17 protein-coding genes and 1 pseudogene are annotated in these 16,500 nt (G+C 65.3%); 8 read left to right on the top strand and 10 right to left on the bottom strand.

The window, feature by feature from the left end; translation table 11 throughout:
* The 6 genes from MRY84_RS16840 to MRY84_RS16815 form a co-directional block, all read left to right on the top strand.
* A partial coding sequence (locus MRY84_RS16840; RefSeq protein ID WP_291506857.1) for an EscR/YscR/HrcR family type III secretion system export apparatus protein occupies positions 1 to 483 on the top strand: 483 nt, incomplete at its 5' end.
* 50 nt (positions 484 to 533) lie between these two features.
* Positions 534 to 806 (top strand): type III secretion system export apparatus subunit SctS, encoded by a 273-nt coding sequence (gene sctS, locus MRY84_RS16835; protein ID WP_142143659.1) that lies wholly within the window; start codon positions 534 to 536, stop codon positions 804 to 806.
* A gap of 12 nt (positions 807 to 818) precedes the next feature.
* Positions 819 to 1,616, top strand: coding sequence for a type III secretion system export apparatus subunit SctT (gene sctT / locus MRY84_RS16830; RefSeq protein WP_291506856.1), 798 nt, complete (start codon positions 819 to 821; stop codon positions 1,614 to 1,616).
* 402 nt (positions 1,617 to 2,018) lie between these two features.
* Entirely contained in the window at positions 2,019 to 2,720 is a 702-nt protein-coding gene (locus tag MRY84_RS16825) for a hypothetical protein (RefSeq protein WP_291506855.1), read from the top strand.
* Positions 2,721 to 2,783: 63 nt separating this feature from the next.
* Complete coding sequence (locus MRY84_RS16820; protein WP_291506854.1) at positions 2,784 to 4,187, top strand: hypothetical protein; 1,404 nt, start codon at positions 2,784 to 2,786, stop codon at positions 4,185 to 4,187.
* The gene (locus MRY84_RS16815) at positions 4,177 to 4,863 is read left to right on the top strand and encodes a GNAT family N-acetyltransferase (protein WP_291506853.1); all 687 of its coding nucleotides are present in this window, start codon (positions 4,177 to 4,179) and stop codon (positions 4,861 to 4,863) included. The genes MRY84_RS16820 and MRY84_RS16815 overlap by 11 nt, the downstream gene beginning before the upstream one ends.
* Before the next feature lie 102 nt (positions 4,864 to 4,965).
* On the opposite strand, the gene MRY84_RS16810 is transcribed toward MRY84_RS16815, so the two are convergent.
* The 9 genes and pseudogenes from MRY84_RS16810 to hemA form a co-directional block, all read right to left on the bottom strand.
* The gene (locus tag MRY84_RS16810) at positions 4,966 to 5,667 is read right to left on the bottom strand and encodes a DUF6683 family protein (RefSeq protein ID WP_291506852.1); all 702 of its coding nucleotides are present in this window, start codon (positions 5,665 to 5,667) and stop codon (positions 4,966 to 4,968) included.
* Between the two features lie 218 nt (positions 5,668 to 5,885).
* Positions 5,886 to 6,614: a hypothetical protein gene (locus MRY84_RS16805; RefSeq protein WP_291506851.1), complete on the bottom strand. Its 729-nt coding sequence runs from the start codon at positions 6,612 to 6,614 to the stop codon at positions 5,886 to 5,888.
* Positions 6,615 to 6,914: 300 nt separating this feature from the next.
* Positions 6,915 to 7,302 (bottom strand): annotated as a pseudogene (locus MRY84_RS16800) (hypothetical protein); the annotation flags it as partial.
* A gap of 149 nt (positions 7,303 to 7,451) precedes the next feature.
* Entirely contained in the window at positions 7,452 to 8,807 is a 1,356-nt protein-coding gene (locus tag MRY84_RS16795) for a hemolysin family protein (protein ID WP_291506850.1), read from the bottom strand.
* A 207-nt stretch (positions 8,808 to 9,014) separates the two neighbouring features.
* A complete protein-coding gene (locus tag MRY84_RS16790) occupies positions 9,015 to 10,022 on the bottom strand; it encodes an AAA family ATPase (RefSeq protein WP_291506849.1) in 1,008 nt (335 codons plus the stop codon).
* 194 nt (positions 10,023 to 10,216) lie between these two features.
* On the bottom strand, positions 10,217 to 10,543 hold the full coding sequence (grxD, locus tag MRY84_RS16785; RefSeq protein WP_291506848.1) for a Grx4 family monothiol glutaredoxin: 327 nt from the start codon (positions 10,541 to 10,543) through the stop codon (positions 10,217 to 10,219).
* A gap of 152 nt (positions 10,544 to 10,695) precedes the next feature.
* Positions 10,696 to 11,538, bottom strand: coding sequence for a peptide chain release factor N(5)-glutamine methyltransferase (prmC, locus tag MRY84_RS16780; RefSeq protein ID WP_291506847.1), 843 nt, complete (start codon positions 11,536 to 11,538; stop codon positions 10,696 to 10,698).
* 66 nt (positions 11,539 to 11,604) lie between these two features.
* Positions 11,605 to 12,690 (bottom strand): peptide chain release factor 1, encoded by a 1,086-nt coding sequence (gene prfA / locus MRY84_RS16775; protein WP_291506846.1) that lies wholly within the window; start codon positions 12,688 to 12,690, stop codon positions 11,605 to 11,607.
* Between the two features lie 109 nt (positions 12,691 to 12,799).
* Positions 12,800 to 14,116 (bottom strand): glutamyl-tRNA reductase, encoded by a 1,317-nt coding sequence (hemA, locus tag MRY84_RS16770; RefSeq protein ID WP_291506845.1) that lies wholly within the window; start codon positions 14,114 to 14,116, stop codon positions 12,800 to 12,802.
* Between the two features lie 72 nt (positions 14,117 to 14,188).
* Here hemA and MRY84_RS16765 point away from each other — a divergent pair, with 72 nt between their 5' ends.
* Positions 14,189 to 14,464 carry a hypothetical protein gene (locus MRY84_RS16765; protein ID WP_291506844.1) on the top strand — a complete coding sequence of 92 codons (276 nt, stop codon included), beginning with the start codon at positions 14,189 to 14,191 and terminating at the stop codon, positions 14,462 to 14,464.
* Positions 14,465 to 14,469: 5 nt separating this feature from the next.
* On the opposite strand, the gene MRY84_RS16760 is transcribed toward MRY84_RS16765, so the two are convergent.
* Positions 14,470 to 15,108, bottom strand: a complete 639-nt coding sequence (locus MRY84_RS16760; protein ID WP_291506843.1) for a LysE family translocator — start codon at positions 15,106 to 15,108, stop codon at positions 14,470 to 14,472.
* A gap of 149 nt (positions 15,109 to 15,257) precedes the next feature.
* Between MRY84_RS16760 and MRY84_RS16755 the strand changes: the two genes are divergently transcribed.
* Positions 15,258 to 16,223 carry a tripartite tricarboxylate transporter substrate binding protein gene (locus MRY84_RS16755; protein WP_291506842.1) on the top strand — a complete coding sequence of 322 codons (966 nt, stop codon included), beginning with the start codon at positions 15,258 to 15,260 and terminating at the stop codon, positions 16,221 to 16,223.
* Positions 16,224 to 16,500 lie beyond the last annotated feature (277 nt).

Raw genomic sequence — 16,500 nt, 5'->3', positions numbered from 1 at the left:
GGCATGGCCCTGGTACTCACCATCTACGTCATGCTGCCCGTGGGGTTGGACATGGCCGAACGTGCCCGCAGCGTCTCCAACGTCGGCAGCACCTCTGGCATGCTGGCGGTGGCCGATGCGGCCAAAGAGCCCCTGCGCGACTTTCTGGTTCGCCACTCATCCGCCCACGAGCGCGCTTTCTTCCTCAAGACCGCCCAGAAAACCCTCAGTCCCGAACGTGCTGCCCAGATCAGCGAACGCGACTTTGTGGTGGTTGTGCCCGCCTTCACCGTCAGCGAGCTGTCCGCAGCGTTCCAGATCGGGTTCCTCATCTTTCTGCCCTTTCTCATCATCGACCTGGTCATCGCCAATATCCTCACTGCCATGGGCATGATGATGCTCTCGCCCACCACCATCTCGCTGCCGTTCAAGCTGCTGCTTTTCGTGCTGGTCGATGGGTGGGTCAAGCTCACCCACGGCCTAGTGCTCTCCTACGGCCACTGACCTCGCCGCCGTGCATCGCCCTCCCACTCTGACCATGCCCTCCGTACGCCATGTTTGAAAGCCAGACCATCCAACTGCTGTACCAGGCCCTGTGGCTGGTGTTGCTCCTGTCCGCGCCACCGGTCATCGTGGCCGCGCTGGTCGGGCTACTGGTTGCCCTGGTGCAGGCCGCCACCCAGATTCAGGAGCAGACCCTCCAGTACGCGCTCAAGTTCTTCGCTATCGTGCTCACCATCTTCATCACCGCATCGCTGCTGGGCGGCACGCTGTACCGCTACACCGACCGGGTCATGACCGACTTCCCCGCCCTCGTCAAACGCTGAGGCCACCCACAGATGGAAACCTTCGCCGCGGTGAACAACGTCAGCGAACTGGCGTTGCTGGCTGCGCTTGCCAGCGTGCGCTTTGCTACCGCCTTCGTGTTGTTGCCTCTGCTGGCCCAGGAAACCGTACCCCAGCTCGTGCGGGGCGCCATTTTTCTTGCGTTCGGAGTCATCACACTGGCCCTGCAGCCTGCGGTCAACGTCACCGGCTGGAGCGTTTCCCAATGGATCGGGTTGTTCTCCAAAGAAGCCTTCATCGGCCTGGCTCTGGGCATGCTGCTGGCCGCTGTACTCTGGGCGTTCGATGCCGCCGGCGAGATCATTGACGGCGCGATCGGACTGTCGCAGGCGCAGGTCACAGACCCGCTCTCCGGGCGTCAGACCTCGCTTTCAGGGGCCTTTCTGGGTCGCTTGGCTGTGTACCTGTTTATGGCCTCGGGTGGCCTGATGCTCTGGATCGGCGTCCTCATGGAAAGTTTTGTGCTGTGGCCCCTGGCCCAGCCTGGCCTTGCTCCGCGCCCAGCCGGTGTCACCTTGTTTGAGAGCGCCTTCGCGCAGTTTGCGGGCCTGAGCTTCTTGCTCGCTGCGCCCACCCTAGTAGTCATGTATGCCATTGACCTGGCGCTGGGCCTCATGAATCGTTTCGCGCCCCAGCTCAATCTGTACTCGTTGTCCAGCTCCCTCAAAAGCGTGGCTGCCATCCTGCTGTGGTTGGTCATGCTCACCACCTTGGCCAAGACACTGCTGAACTACCTGGCTGCCCTTTTCCCGACGCTGCTGCACAAGATGCAGACCCTGCTGCCTACCTGAAGACCCAGCGGACGCAGCCTAGGCTTGGATGCTGAAGCGTTTTGTTGCAAATGCACCCACTCCACTAGGAGGCTTCCCAATAGCGCGAGAGGGTGCAAGTTTTTACGATGGAGACATCAAATCTTTCATCTGCGTCCACACATGGTGACCTCGTCCTCTCTCGCGTCGCTGGCAGGCCTCGCTGGCCTAGCGCCCCGGACTGACGCGCTCCGGCCCGCCTTGGACGACGGCGACACCGCGCGCCTGTTTGGCTATACCGGCAGCGACGCCGTCGCCCGCACATTGTCCGTCCCCCCCTTCAGCGGCGACACCCCGGCCCAGCTGCAATCCCGGTTCATTGACTGCCTCTTTATCCGAGGTTGATCTCCGCTCCCTGCGCGCCGCACCCTTGCGACAGCACCCATGGCCCAACCCATCCCCAATCTGACCCTGCGCGATCAGCCCGACTGGGCCGGTGCGGCAGAGGTCCTCATCGAAGGCTGCGCCCATCTGCCCTCACGTGAAGACCGTGTGCGATGGATGGAGCGCCTGTGCCTCTCGCTCGGCGATGCGCTGTACCCCGCCTTCCTGCAGGTGCTTTGCCGCATTGGCGAGCACGGCAACCCGCAGGCCCAGGCTGCGGTCGCCGATACCCTGGTGCTTGCTCTGCAAAGCGGCCGCTTGCCTTCGGGGCGGCACGCCGCATGGGGGGCGCAATGGGACGGGTCTGTGCGCGCCACCCGCACCATGGGCCCCATTGAATACCTGTGTGCCTGGTTCGCGCAGCCCGACGGGCGCGGCACCCTCGGGGCCGTGGCTTTTGACCAAGCCGCACGCGCACTGGTGTGCTTGGTATCGCACAGTGAAGCGGCCCGGCGCCTCTATTGCGCCAAGCTCCACAGCGTGGCCGACGACCCCCTCGACGGCGCTTGGACCCGCAGCAGCCGCCACGCACTGAAAGCCATGGCCCTGAGCTGGTCTCAGGCGGACCCCGAACCCTACCGTGCGGCCACCCAGGCGGTAGAAGCCTTCATGGCTGCGCCCCGCCACGGTGAACAATCCGCGCCGGCTGCAATGGTTGGCGCGCTGGCGCAGGGCTGGATTCCTCCGGCCTCCTGGCGTTGAGGCCCCGGTACGCCGCTCCCGTGCGGCCCGTTGCACTCTGCTATCCCACCGTCACCATCTGGCATGTCTGAGCCATGGGCCGCACTGGCCCCCATTCGGGCCGTTGCTCCTGGTGGCCGCGTTGCAGCCTTGGGGGGGTACCCGGGCGGCGGCCAGGGCTTCAGCGGTAACGAGCCATGGCCCGGTGACGACCCCGAAGCCCCCCAGTCCTCCACCCACTTGCTGGATGCTCTGCTGCGGCTGGAGGACGCCGACCTGCAGGCCTGGGTACACAGCTTGGCGCAGCCCCCCAGTCGCCGGGCCCGACCCTGGTACCACCAGCTCGACTACGCCGACACAGACACACTGTTTCAGCACCTCGCAACGCGCCTTGATGCTGCGCACCTGGCACGCTTCACCCGGATTGCCGTCCAGGAGCAAGATCTGGCGCGCTGGGGTGAACACTTGGCGCGCAGCGCCAGCGATCGTGACAGGCTCGACCTGCTGATCGCTCTGGTTAGCCACCGCACCACCGCAGACCCCGTCCTGCCCAGCCATCCCTGGCCAGACGCACTGCGCGCTCCTTTGATCGGCCGGTTGCTCGGTAGTTTGCACGGCCGTACCCATGCCCTCGACACCGCCTTGCAAGCCATGCTGCCGTGCCCCTCGGCGTCGGCACAGTCTGTGGCAATGGTCAGGGCCATGCTCACCGCCCTGTTACCACCCTACGCCCCGGTGCGCACGCGGGCCGACCCCGTAGCCCTGCGGCAGGTGCTGGAGGCCTGCGCCACCGCCAGCGACGCCCCGGCCAAAGCCACCCTGTGGACCGTGGCCATACCTGTCGCTTCCCAAGGGGCAGTCCTGCCGGGAGTCGCCCCCGCCCTTACGCGGCTGCTTACCAGCCAGACCTGTGCCATTGTCAAGGCCCTTGCCCAGCAGCACCCTGAGGGCCAGGCCCTGGCTTGCTACTTGCACATCCTGTGTGCCCAGCAGCGCACCCAAGAAATCCGGCTCATTCACCACCAGCTGCACCAGGGCCACGACGGCATGCACCCTCCTGCGGAATACCTGCATCACTGCGATCGGCGCGGGGCATATCCCCATGCCATGGCTCTGGGGCACTACCTGGGGGCTTGGGCCATGGTCATCGGCAACAACCCAGGCGGCCCTCCCGCAGGCGCAACTGCGCCAGTGCAGCTCTCTCCCCATGCCCAGCCCACCGGGCGCGCACCGCAAGCCGCTCACCAAGGAGACCTCTGGCTCGCAGGCACAGCATATGCCGCCCTCGGGCCCGCCCAGAGTGCAGAGGCGAGCAAGTTCCTCACGGCGCCTGTCTGGCAACAGAGCGGTCCGCAAACCGCCTTTTGGGCGGCTTATCAGCGCGTGCTGCAAGCCCATTGCGGCGGGCTATCGCCACTCCTCCTGGCAGCCTCCGCACCCACCCACAGCGGCGCAGCGCCCGTCATCGGCACACCCTATGTCCCCTGAACCCGTCATCCTCTATCAAGGTCCACGCTTGCGCATTCGCCAGTTCCATAGCCGCGACGCCCAGGCCCTGGTCACCATGCACCGCGACCCTCGCGTACGCGCGCACCTGGCCGACGATGCACCGCTGGATGAGCCCCGTGTCGCACACCGCTTCATCGCGCACATGCAACAGTTCTATCTGCAATACCCTGGCACTGGTATCTGGTGTGCAGAGCGAGCCCAGCCGCCTGACTCGGACACCATTGCCGACGCACTGCGTGCACACGCCGAAGGCGACATCGACGCTGTGCTGTTAGCCAAGCTTGTGCGACCCCGATGGGTTTTTTGTGGCTGGTTCAGCCTGGTGCATTTGGAGGAGGATCCGAAAATCCTGGAGATCGGCGCGCGACTGGCGGCACAGACCTGGGGCGGTACGCTTGCACTTGATGGCGGGGAGTGGCTGCTGCAGCACGCCTTTGGCGCTTTGCTGCAAACGCATGTGCTGGGCCACTGCGCACCCACCAACCGCTCTGCCGCGCACTGTCTGCAAGTGCTGGGCTTCGGCTGCCAAGGTATGGCCACTTACAACGGCACGCAGGCCCGGCGCTACCGCCTGGACCAGGCCCAGTGGCAGGCGTGGCACACCCAGTCCCGCCGCCAGCGCCAGCGGGCGGTGCTCAGCGTTTCTCCGACATAAACCTGCAGCGGGTGAGGGGAGGTGAGGGGGGTGTGAAGAGGGATGGCACGGGGCGTGTTGCCCCCGAGAGGCTCGCCCCAAACGATGAACGATGCATCTATCTCAAACGATGTGCATGCCCGATGACGTGATGCGCAGGCGGCTGGCGTCCACCTTCAAGAAGCCCTCGATCATCTCCTTGCCAAGCTGCCGCATCTGCGCCTCCAGCATCGGATCAGGCTGCCGCTGCAACTGCACCTGCGTCGTTGCCATCAGCATGCCCAGCATCACCGTGGCGTCATACATGCGCTGCTTCTCCGCGTCGGTCACCTGGGCGAAATCTCGCTCTGCCGCCAGCGCCCTACGCAACTGATTGGCCAGCGGCTTCACATGGCTGTTACTCACATTCTGGTTGTTGTAGGCCATATAGGCTCCCGCCAGAAAAGATGCCAGCCCCGTGGCCACATCGTTGGTCGGCACACCCAGCTGGCGCGCCACCTGCGGGTACTGCCGGTGCAGTTCGAGAAACCCCTGGCGTATTTGTGGCCGCTGCGCCGGCGGGTAGTAGCCCACCAACATATTCAGTGCTGCCATGCTGCCATTGCGATGAAAGCCGGTCCGCGCTAACTGCGCCGTGGATACGCCGCCCGACGCCCCCCTGCGGCTGGCGCGCGCTGCCCGTTGGATTTCGTTGTTCAGTAAGTAGCTGCCTGCGCCTACGGATAGGCTCATTCCCGTGTCCGAGCTCATCCACCAGGCGCTGGCCGGAGTCAGGGTTGCGAAAGTGATGACTACAGCAGCGCAAAGGTTCTTCAGGGATTTCATCGTCAGTATTCAATCAAAAACGCAAGCAGCGTCGTCACCCGGCCCAGGATGGAAAGACGCGCGTCTCAGTAGCATGCACACCGGCCCTGGGGTTCCGGCGTTGCCGACGGGCACGGGAGGGCGGCACATCCTATCGGTCGTGAAGTAAAAAACGGACCGAAGAACGGTCCGTTTCGTTTGTTGCAAATCGCGAAATCCATCCGCGTGTCGGACAGAACTTACTGTTTGCGCGCCATGCTGCTCATGCCTTCGCCTAGTGACTTTAGAGCTGTGTTGAACGCATCGGTCAGCAGCTTGAACTCCTGGCTCACGGCCTGGAACTCGGCGTTCACGGCCTGCATTTCCTTGGCTGCATCTTCGCCGTCGCCACCAGCGGCCTCCTTGAGCTTGCCCGACAACTCCACCATCTTGCCGGCTTTGTCGCCCATGGCTTCGCCCATGGCTTGGGCGATCGCCTGCAGCCAGCTCTTGGCACCGGCCTTGCCGCAGCACCTACCGCCTTCGCCCGTGCTCTCGGCCATTTGATGGCGCACGCTGTCTACGATCTGTTGAGCAATGTCGTCAATCGACTTCTGGATATCGGACGACGCCACATCGGCAATTGCCTCGCCCGCACCGTCGGTGGGCTTGCAGTATTCCTGCATCACCTCGTCGATCGCTTGGCTGATCGCGTCTTGCAGAAACTTCGGCATGCCATCTTCGCGCTGCAGTGTTTGCGCCGCTTGTTGTGCGCCGCCGCCCATGATGGTGCTGACCAGGTTGGTCGTCGCATTCAGGACGTTGACTGGCGAGAAGCCTTCCAGCGTCTTGCTCATGTCATTGCCACCCAGCAGGCCGCTGACCATGCCACTCAGAAACTGCGAACCGATGCCACCGAGCAGACCGCCCATGCCCATTCCGCCGCCGCCGATCAATGCGGAACCCACGACGCCAACTGCTGCACCCATAACAAACTCCTTGAAACTGGCCCATCTTCGGGCCGTGATTGGTTGGAACGACTCCTTCGCCTGCACAGATTGCCCTGGCAAGGACCCCATCGGGCTGCGGCTTTGTGGCACTGGCTCCGTCGGGACAGCCGTGATTGAATCGGCTTTGGGCCTGCCGCGCTATATGTGCGATTCCCAGCTAGGAACGTCCCTAGCTAGGGACGACACCTATCCATGCAGCTCTTCGGGCCCGCATCCACTCATTCGGAGGGGACGTCCGCCACGTTATCAATCTCTTGTTTGCTAGTAATTGGCTGCTAATCACGCTTTGCGAAAAATGGAGGACCAAGTCAAGTGCAACATTTGTTTGGGTTCGTGCGTCGAGTCAGGCTGCTGCGTCGGGCGATGCAGGTGCCGGGCGTAGACTTTCAGCGGAGTGGTGTGGTCCAAGGTCATCATGGGACGCCATGGAACTCATCGGCTATCGCATCAGGCTGCGCTGGCTGTAGCCGCTCAGGTCAGTGCCTCTGGGGAAGTGCTGGCGCCGCAACCCAATGGTGTTCTCGTTGCAGCCCGGCAGCCAGGGACCGTAAGGCTCGCAGAAGGGCACTTTCATGCCAGTGTTCTTTGTCAGTTGGGCAGGCTCGGCTATCTCCGCTCTCTGACAGGTCAGTCTCTGGCGCATGGGGCTGGCTATTGCCTAGAGCTTGTGCTGAACGCGTGCAGTACGATGTCCCAATTCCGAAGGGGCGTTGCACTTCAGATTTGAGGCGACCAAGCGCATAAGGCCGTTGCTCCTCGTAGCGAGTCAGAGCAGGCCCCCCCTGTTTCCTGCCTGCGTCTATGCTTCTCTGCTTCTCATTTGGCGGCAGGGGCTGGCAAGCTCTCGCCCTTGGCTTCAGCGGGCAAGGCGCCATCTCCCGCAGGCGTTCCCAGCCGCGACACCATCACCTGGTCGATGCGGTAGCTGTCCACGTCCAGCACCTCAAACTTGTAGCCGCCCCAGCTCACGCTGTCGGTGCGGCGGGGCACGCGGCGCAGCATCACCATCAGGAAGCCCGCCAGTGTTTCGTATTCTTCGCCATGGGGCAGCTCGTCCAGGGATAAGGCGCGCAGTACGTCCTCGATGGGGGTGACCCCGTCGATGAGCCAGGAGTTCTCGTCGCGCCGCACGATCTGCTCTTCATCTGCCGGGCCCACCAGGTCGCCCATCACCGTGCTCATCACATCGTTGAGCGTGACCACGCCCACCACCAGGCTGTACTCGTTCACGATCACGGCAAAGTCCTCGTGCACTTGCCGGAACTGCTCCAGCACCTCGGACAAGGTGAGCCGGTCGGGCACGATGAGCACCTTGCGCACCAGGCTGTCGTCGGCCAGCGAGATGGGCTGGTTGTTGAGCACGCGCTGGAACAGGTCCTTGGCGTCCACGTATCCGACCACGTGGTCGATGTCGCCCTCGCACACCGGGTAGGTCGAGAACGGCTCGGCCGCGATGCGCAGGCGGATGACGGAATCGGGCTCGTCGCGCAGGAAGAAGGCCACGCGGTCGCGGGGCGACATGGCGCTGGAGATGGTGCGCGTGTCCAGCTCGAAAACGTTGGTGATCACCTGCTGCTCGCGGGCCGCCAGCACACCGGCGCGGGCGCCGGCCTCCATCATGGCCAGGATGTCGTCCGACGTGATGCGGTCGTCCCGCAGCGACGACAGGCCGAGCCCGCGGAACAGCGCGTCCGCGCCGCGGCTGTAGAACCACACCAGCGGCTGCAGCAGCGTCATGCACCAGGCCATGGGGGCGGCCAGGCGCACTACCAGACGTTCAGGGTTGGCCATGCTCAGCCGCTTGGGGAACAGGTCGGCGAACAGGATGAACAGCGACGTGATGACCAGGAACGAGGCGAAAAACCCTGCCTTGTCAGCGATGGGTTCGGAGAACCACAGCGCGAACAGCGCACCAAAGTGCGGGCTCAGGGCCCCTTCGCCCACGATGCCGCCGAGGATGGCCACCGCGTTCTGCCCAACCTGCACCACGGTGAAATAGTCGCCGGGCTGCTCCTGCATGCGCAGCACGCGGTCGGCACGCGGGTCGCCTTCGTCGGCCATCTGCCGCAGGCGCAGCCTGCGCGCGGCCGCGAGCGAAATCTCGGCCATCGAAAAGAAAGCGCTGGCTGCAATGAGCAGCCCGATCACGAAAAGGCTTTGGGACAGGGTCATGAAGGGCGACAGAGCGGGCGCTGTGGCACCGGTCGGACAAGTGTATCTGGGTGCTCCAGCGGTAACCATGGGCTCTGGGCACGCTGCACTGCCTCTGCGGCGGCGGCGCGGTGGCCGCGCCCGTGCGGGCTTGCCGCCCCTGGAGGGCAGGTGACTTTTACCGACCGGGCCGCCGCCGGGGCGGCGCCCCGCAACGGCGGCCCGCTCTTACTGCAGAAAGCCGATGCGGCTGCGCCCCTGGGCAGACTTGGGCAGGTCCGTGATTTCCACTGTGGAACGGCGGTCCAGGCGCGCATTGCCAAAGCCCGTCATCAGCGCCCGCCGCATCTCGCGCGGGGGCATCTGTGCAAGCTGGTCCAGCACATCGCTCTGCGGTTCGGGGTCGAGCAGGCGGCCCCAGTCGTGTCCCGCCCGGATGCCCTGGTACAGGTTGCGGGCGATGGTGCGGGCCTGCTCCAGCGTGGGCGCTTCCACCTCGAACACGTTCATGCGGTTGAGGATGGGGTCGGGAATGCCGCGCGTGTCGTTGGCGGTGGTGATCCAGATCACCTGGCTCGCGTCGATGGCGACTTCGGCGAACTCGTCGGTGAAGCTTTGTGCGGTGTCGTGCTCCAGCAGGCTGTAAAGCGCGCCCAGCGGGTCGTATTGCGCATCGCTGCTGGCCTTGTCGATCTCGTCCACCACGATGACGGGGTTGGCGTATTCGCCCTCCACCAGGGCCTCGAACACCTTGCCCGGGCGTGCGCCCTTCCATTGAGCCGACGATCCGGACAGCAGCCAGCCAGCGGTCATGGAGCTCATGGGCAGCAGGTTCATGCCCGTGCCCAGCAGTTCGGCCAGGTGGCGTGCAAAGTGTGTCTTGCCGATGCCGGGCGGGCCCAGCAGCAGCATGGGGGTGACTTCCAGGCCGTCGCTGCTGTCCTGCGCCAGCGCCACGTGGCGCTTCACGTCGTCCAGCACTTCGGTAAAGTTGGGGAGCTGCTCATACAGGCTGGCCATGTCGGGCACGCCCGAGGGCTTGACCTGAAAGCGCTCCGGCCCGCGTTCCAGCATGCGTTCGTACACGGTGCGCAAGGTTTCGTATTCGCGCTGGTTGCCCGACTCCTGCAGCCGCGAGAGCTTGCGCTCGACGTCGCCGGGGTGGAACACGCTGCGCATCTGGGCCACCGGCAGGCGCAGTGCGGGGGGCTGGGGAACAAGGCTCTGGCGGGTCATTGCATGCTCCTTTGTGAACGGTGTCACGGATTCATTCAAGCACACAACATGCCCGCGTCAATATCGGAAAAGCCCCCGATTGGTGCCTTTGTTGGGGCTTCTGTTGCGGGCAGGCCATACCCCAAGAAAAAAGCAGGAAAGCAAAACAACAAAGCCGCCCGGAGGCGGCTCGTGTGGGTGCGTTGCGGGGCGGATCAGCCTTCGGTGCCCAGCACCTGCTTGAGCTCGCCGGACTCGTACATCTCCATCATGATGTCCGAGCCGCCAATGAATTCGCCCTTGACGTACAGCTGCGGGATGGTGGGCCAGTTGCTGTATTCCTTGATGCCCTGGCGGATGGCGTCGTCTTCCAGGACGTTGACGGTGACCACACTCTTGGGGTCCACGCCGCAGGCCTTCAGGATCTGGATGGCACGGCCCGAGAAGCCGCACATGGGGAAGCTGGCGCTGCCCTTCATGAACAGCAGGATGTCGTTGGATTTGACGAGGGCGTCGATGCGTTGCTGGGTGTTGTCGCTCATGGGGATGCTCCTGAAAAAGGTCGGGCGGCCGGGCCCGGTGGATGTGCGCTTGGAACGGATTATTTCACTGTCTGGTAAGAAGGCGGCGCCCCTCATGCGTTGCACGCGCGCTGGCGCGGCCGTGCGACTGCGGAAGTGCCTGCAGGGCAGCTCTACGCCGGGGCGGCGGCGCTCCACTGTCCCCCGCTGCAACGTGCAATGCCCGCAAGGTCATTGTGGCTTTGTACCTGCGAAAACCCGCGCTGGGACAGCAGCGCGCGCACGGCGTCGGCCTGGTCGTAGCCGTGCTCCAGCAGCAGCCAGCCGCCGGGTGCCAAGCGGGCGGGCGCCTGCGCCACGATGGTGCGGATGTCGTCCAGGCCGTCGGCGCCGCTGGCCAGGGCCTGCAGGGGTTCGTGGGTGAGGGCGGCCAGGTGCGGGTCGGCCTTGGGAATGTAGGGCGGGTTGGAGACGATGGCGTCAAAAGTGCCTTCCACGGCGGCCAGCCAATTGGATAGCGCGAAGCGCACGGGCAGCTGCAGCCGGCGGGCATTGGCTTCGGCCACAGCCAGGGCATCGCTGCTGGCGTCCACGGCCAAGACCTGGGCCATGCGGCGCTGGTTTTGCAGCGCCAGGGCGATGGCGCCGCTGCCGGTGCCCAGGTCCGCCACGCGCGGGGATGGCAGCGGGGCGATCACTTCCAGCGCCCAGTCCACCAGGGTTTCGGTGTCGGGGCGAGGGTCCAGCACACGCGCGTCCACCTGCAGCACCAGGCCGTAAAACTCCTTGTGCCCGGTGAGGTAAGCCACCGGCTCGCCTGCCATGCGGCGCTGGCACAGGGCCAGGAAATGGGCGTGCTCGGCGGGCGCCAGCGCATCGGTGTCGTGCGCCAGCAGCCAGGCGCGGTCGCTGCCCGCGCGGCCCACGGTGTGCAGCAGCAGCAGTTGGGCGTCGATGCGCGCCAGGCCCAGGGTGTGGGCCTGCGCCAGGGCTTGGGCCAGGGTGGGAGTGTTCACTATGGTTTTAATAGCTGGCAGCGCTTTATGGAAAAGCGCTGGAGGCCGATTTGATTCAGATAAGGGTCAGACTGCGCTCAACTCCAGCTCTTCCAGCTGTTCGGCCTCGCGCGCATGCTGCAGCGCTTGCAGCACATCGCCCAGGTCGCCTTCCATCACCTGCAGCAGCTTGTACAGCGTGAGGTTGATGCGGTGGTCCGTGAGCCGCCCCTGCGGGAAGTTGTAGGTACGGATGCGGTCGCTGCGGTCGCCGCTGCCGATCAGGCCCTTGCGCAGCGCGGCCTCTTTGGCGGCGCGTTCGCTGCGCTCTTTCTCTTGAATGCGCGCCTGCAGCACCTGCAGCGCCTTGGCCTTGTTGCTGTGCTGGCTGCGGCCGTCCTGGCATTCGGCCACGATGCCGGTGGGCAAGTGCACCACGCGCACGGCCGAGTCGGTCTTGTTGATGTGCTGGCCGCCCGCGCCGCTGGCGCGGAAGGTGTCGATCCGCAGATCGGCCGGGTTGAGGGTGATGGCCTGGTGCTCGTCGGGCTCGGGCATCACGGCCACGGTGCAGGCGCTGGTGTGGATGCGGCCCTGCGTCTCGGTGGCGGGCACGCGCTGCACGCGGTGGCCGCCGGATTCGAACTTGAGCGCGCCATACACATGGTCTCCCTCCACGCGCAGCACGATTTCCTTGTAGCCGCCCAGCTCGCTTTCGTTGGCGCTCATCACCTCTACCTTCCAGCCCTGGGTGGCGGCGTAGCGGGTGTACATGCGGGTCAGGTCGGCAGCGAACAGGGCCGATTCGTCGCCGCCCGTGCCCGCACGGATTTCGACGAAAGCGTTGCGCGCGTCGTCGGGGTCCTTGGGCAGCAGCAGGCGCTGCAGCTCGTCTTCCAGCTGCAGCAGCTCGGCCTCTGCGCTGGTAATTTCTTCCTGCGCCATCTCGGCCATGTCGGGGTCGGCCAGCATCTCGCGGGCGCCGGCCAGGTCGGCCTCGCGCTGCTGGTAGCGGGCGTAGCGGCCGGCGATCTGGGTCACCTCGGCATGTTCGACGGAGATGCGGCGGTACTGCGCCATGTCGCTCATGATGTCTTCGCGCGAGAGCAGGAAGTCGAGTTCGCCCAGGCGCTGCGCGTAGCGCTCCAGCTGGCTTCGGAGAAAGGGTTTCATGGTGTGCAGGGGAGAAACGGGGTGGTGCTACTGATTTGGTAGCTGCTCGCGCTTGTATTTCAAGCGCAGGAGGCCGAAAAGGCCCGAAATGAAAGCGGGGCGGGCGCCGCTACAGCCCGTGGCCGGGCGTCTTGCCCTGCGAGCGCAGGAACAGGCGCGAGACGGTCTGGGCCGTCTGGGCGCGCGTGTCGGCATCGCCAGCGCGCAGCTCGGCCAGGGTGCCGTGCAGCATCTTCTGCGTGAGGCCGCGCGAAAGAGCTTCGAGCACGGCATCCACGTCCTCACCCTTGGCCAGCAGCTTCTTGGCGCGGGCGATTTCCAGGGCTCGCCACTCGTCGGTCTGGGCATTCAATTGCTGGATCAGCGGCACCACGCCACCGGCAGCGCCTGCGGGGCTGCGCAGCTCCATCCAGTGCATGAAGCTTTGCACGCCCGCGTCGATGATGGCCTCGGCCTGCGCCACGGCGGCCTGGCGGTTGGCCTGGGCGGTCTGCACCACGCTGGCCAGGTCGTCCACGGTGTACAGGTACACGTCGCCCAGGGCCTTGACCTCGGGTTCAATGTCGCGCGGCACGGCCAGGTCCACCATGAACATGGGGCGGTGGCGGCGTTTCTTGAGCGCGCGCTCCACGGCGCCCAGGCCGATGATGGGCAGGCTGCTGGCGGTGCAGCTGATGACGGCGTCGAATTCGTGCAGGCGCTCGGGCAGGTCGGCCAGGCGCATGACCTCTCCGCCAAAGCGGGTGGCGAGCTTTTCACCGCGCTCCAGCGTGCGGTTGGCAATGGCGATCTGCTTGGGATTCTTGGCGGCGAAGTGCGTGGTGCACAGCTCGATCATCTCGCCCGCGCCGACGAACAGCACCTTGATGTCGGTGAGGTCTTCGAACAGCTGGCCGGCCAGGCGCACGGCGGCGGCTGCCATGCTGATGCTGTGCGCGCCGATCTCGGTGCTGGAGCGCACCTCTTTGGCCACCGCAAAACTGCGCTGAAAGAGCTGGTTGAGCGTGGTGCCCAGTGCGCCAGCGGTTTCCGCGGCGCGCACGGCGTCTTTCATCTGGCCCAGGATCTGGGCTTCGCCCAGCACCATCGAATCGAGACCGCTGGCCACGCGGAAGGCATGGCGCGCCACCAGGCTGTCTTCCAGTGTGTACGAGTGGGAGGCCAGCAGCGCCGGGCTGACGCCGCCGCTCTGGGCCAGCCAGCCCAGCGTGTGGTCTACGGCAGGCTGCTCGCCTGCGCAGTAGATTTCAGTGCGGTTGCAGGTGGAGATGATGGCGGTTTCGACACCGGGATGCCGGGTGTTGCTGCCCAGCGACTGGCGCAAACCGTGCAGGGTGGGCGCGATCTGGTCGAGCGCAAACGCAAACCGGCCCCGCAGATCGAGCGGCGCGGTGTTGTGGTTGATCCCGAGGGCCCAGACTGCCATGGTCCCGGATTATAAAATTGTTGGCTCTGGCGAGCATTTCTGCTTGCCCAACACTTGATTTGGGTCAATTGCATGGATCCGCTGGACATCCTGAACCACCTGCTGAACTTCGTGGCGCCAGCCGCAGCGCTGGCGCTGCTGTTGGTACTGACCGGCGGATGGATCGGGCCCAAGGGCCGCCCTGCGTTGTCGGCCGGCAGGCGCTTTGCGATCCTGTTTGCCGTGGGCGTGGTGGTGCTGGCTGCGGGGCTGCTCTTGTGGGGCCGCGATGGAAAGATGCTGACCTATGCGGCGCTGGTGGTGGGCGGCGCCACCACGCAGTGGATTTTGCTGGGGGGCTGGCGCTGAATCCATCAACCCAGTTTATGCCGCGTCTGCAGCAGGCCCAGGCCTAGCGCCATGAAGGTGCCGCCCACGATGCGGTTGAACAGTTTTGCACGTGCCACCACGTGGGCCTTCACCAGCGAGATCAGCCCTACGTAGAACGCGTGCGACACCAGGGCGAACACGGCGAATGTCGTGGTCAGCAGCAGGTACTGTGCGACCAGCGGCTGGCCTGGCACGATGAACTGCGGGAACAGGGCCGAGAAGAACAGGACGGCCTTGGGATTGGTCAGCGAGACGCCCAGCCCTTGCGCGACCAGCTGCCAGTTCTTGCGTTCCCGCCGCTGCGTGGGCGCGACCCCCGCGTCGCTGGCGATAAGTGCTTCCTTGCTGCGCCAACGCTTGATGCCCAGCCAGATCAGGTAGGTGGCCCCCAAAACCTTCATCACCAGGAAGGCGTTGGCCGACACGGCAAGGACGGTGCCCATGCCGATCATGGCCAGCCCCGAAACGGAGAAGATGCCCAGCACGCTGCCCAACGAGCTGAACGCCGTGCGCCGCGGCCCGACAGCCACGGAGTTGGAGACCGCCAGCAGCACCGCCGGGCCAGGCGTGAAGCACATCAGCAGTGAGACGCCGCAGAAGACGAACCAGTGGGCAAGGGTCATGGTTGGGGGGCTTTCGGTGCAGACGAAGGTGCGGTTATTCTGGCCGAGTCTGGCCGCCCGCGCTGGCACTGAGGTGTTTGCGCCGTGCCGGGCCCCGCACTGCGGCTTTCCATCCGACAGCCAACCCCCAAAAGAAAAGGAGATTTTCCATGCAACTGCGCACTTGCCTGGCCGCTGCAGCCCTGGCCTGCCTATCCCTGACCGCGACGGCCCAGGGTTTTCCCACCAAGCCCGTCCGCATCGTGGTGGGCTTTCCGGCCGGCGGCCCGCTGGACCAGCATGCCCGCCTGCTCACCGACAAGCTGCAGGCCGTGCTGGGCCAGCCGGTGGTGGTGGACTACAAGGCCGGCGCCGGGGGCACGGTGGGCGCGCAGGATGTTATGAAGGCCGCACCCGATGGCCACACGCTCATGCTGGCCAACACCGGTGTCATGGTGATCAACCCAGCCCTGTACAGCCGCCTGCCGTACGCCACGCTCAAGGACTTCACGCCGATCGCGCGCACCGCCATGCAGCCGCTGGCCTTGCTGGTGAACCCCAATGTGCCCGCCAAGAGCCTGCAGGAGTTCATGGCCTATGCCAAGTCGCGGCCCGGCCAGGTCAACTTCGGCTCGGCCGGCAACGGGGGCATCAGCCACCTGGTGCCCGAGATGTTCAAGACCGCCACGGGCCTGTTCATGGTGCACATCCCGTACCGGGGCAGCGCGCCGGCGTTCACCGACCTGATGGGCGGGCAGGTGCAGTTCATGGCCGAGAGCATTCCGCAGGCCGCGGCGTACCACAAGCAGGGCAAGGTGCGCGCCCTGGCCGTGACCAGCCGCGAGCGCAACCCCGCGCTGCCCGACGTGCCCACGGTGATCGAGAGCGGCATCAAGGGCTTCGAGGTGGTGGGTTTCTACGGCTTCCTGGCCCCGGCCGGCACGCCCAAGGACGTGGTGGCCAAGCTCAGCGATGCGTTCGCGCAGGTGATGCAGTCGCCGGAGGTGAAGAACCGCATGGTGAGCCAGGGCGCCGATCCGGCGTTCCTGGGCTCGGAAGATTTTGCGAAGTTCCTGGCGAGCGAGATGCCGCGCTGGGCGGACGCGGTGAAGAAGTCGGGGGCGAAGCTGGACTAGGTGAAGTCGCCGCGACCTCCATCCGTTCACGCTGAGCCTGTCGAAGCGCTGCGCGAGGCTTCGACAGGCTCAGCCCGAACGGGTGTGTGAAAGCGGGCGTGCGCGATAGCGCTTGGGCAACTGCAACCCGAGCGGGGTGTGGGCATGGGCGTGAGGGCGAGGTGAAAATGTGCTCCACCGCTCATCCACCAAGCGCCAAATGCTATGAATTTTGTAGTATTCAGCCCGGCCCACCCTGCTGCGGCTGCGGCACGTTGACGGTGGGCAGCGGCGGCGC

Source organism: Acidovorax sp. (assembly GCF_022763525.1).
Taxonomy (GTDB): domain Bacteria; phylum Pseudomonadota; class Gammaproteobacteria; order Burkholderiales; family Burkholderiaceae_C; genus Acidovorax.
Note: the sequence above shows the minus strand (reverse complement) of the source record. Positions and strands in the feature narration are given on the sequence as shown.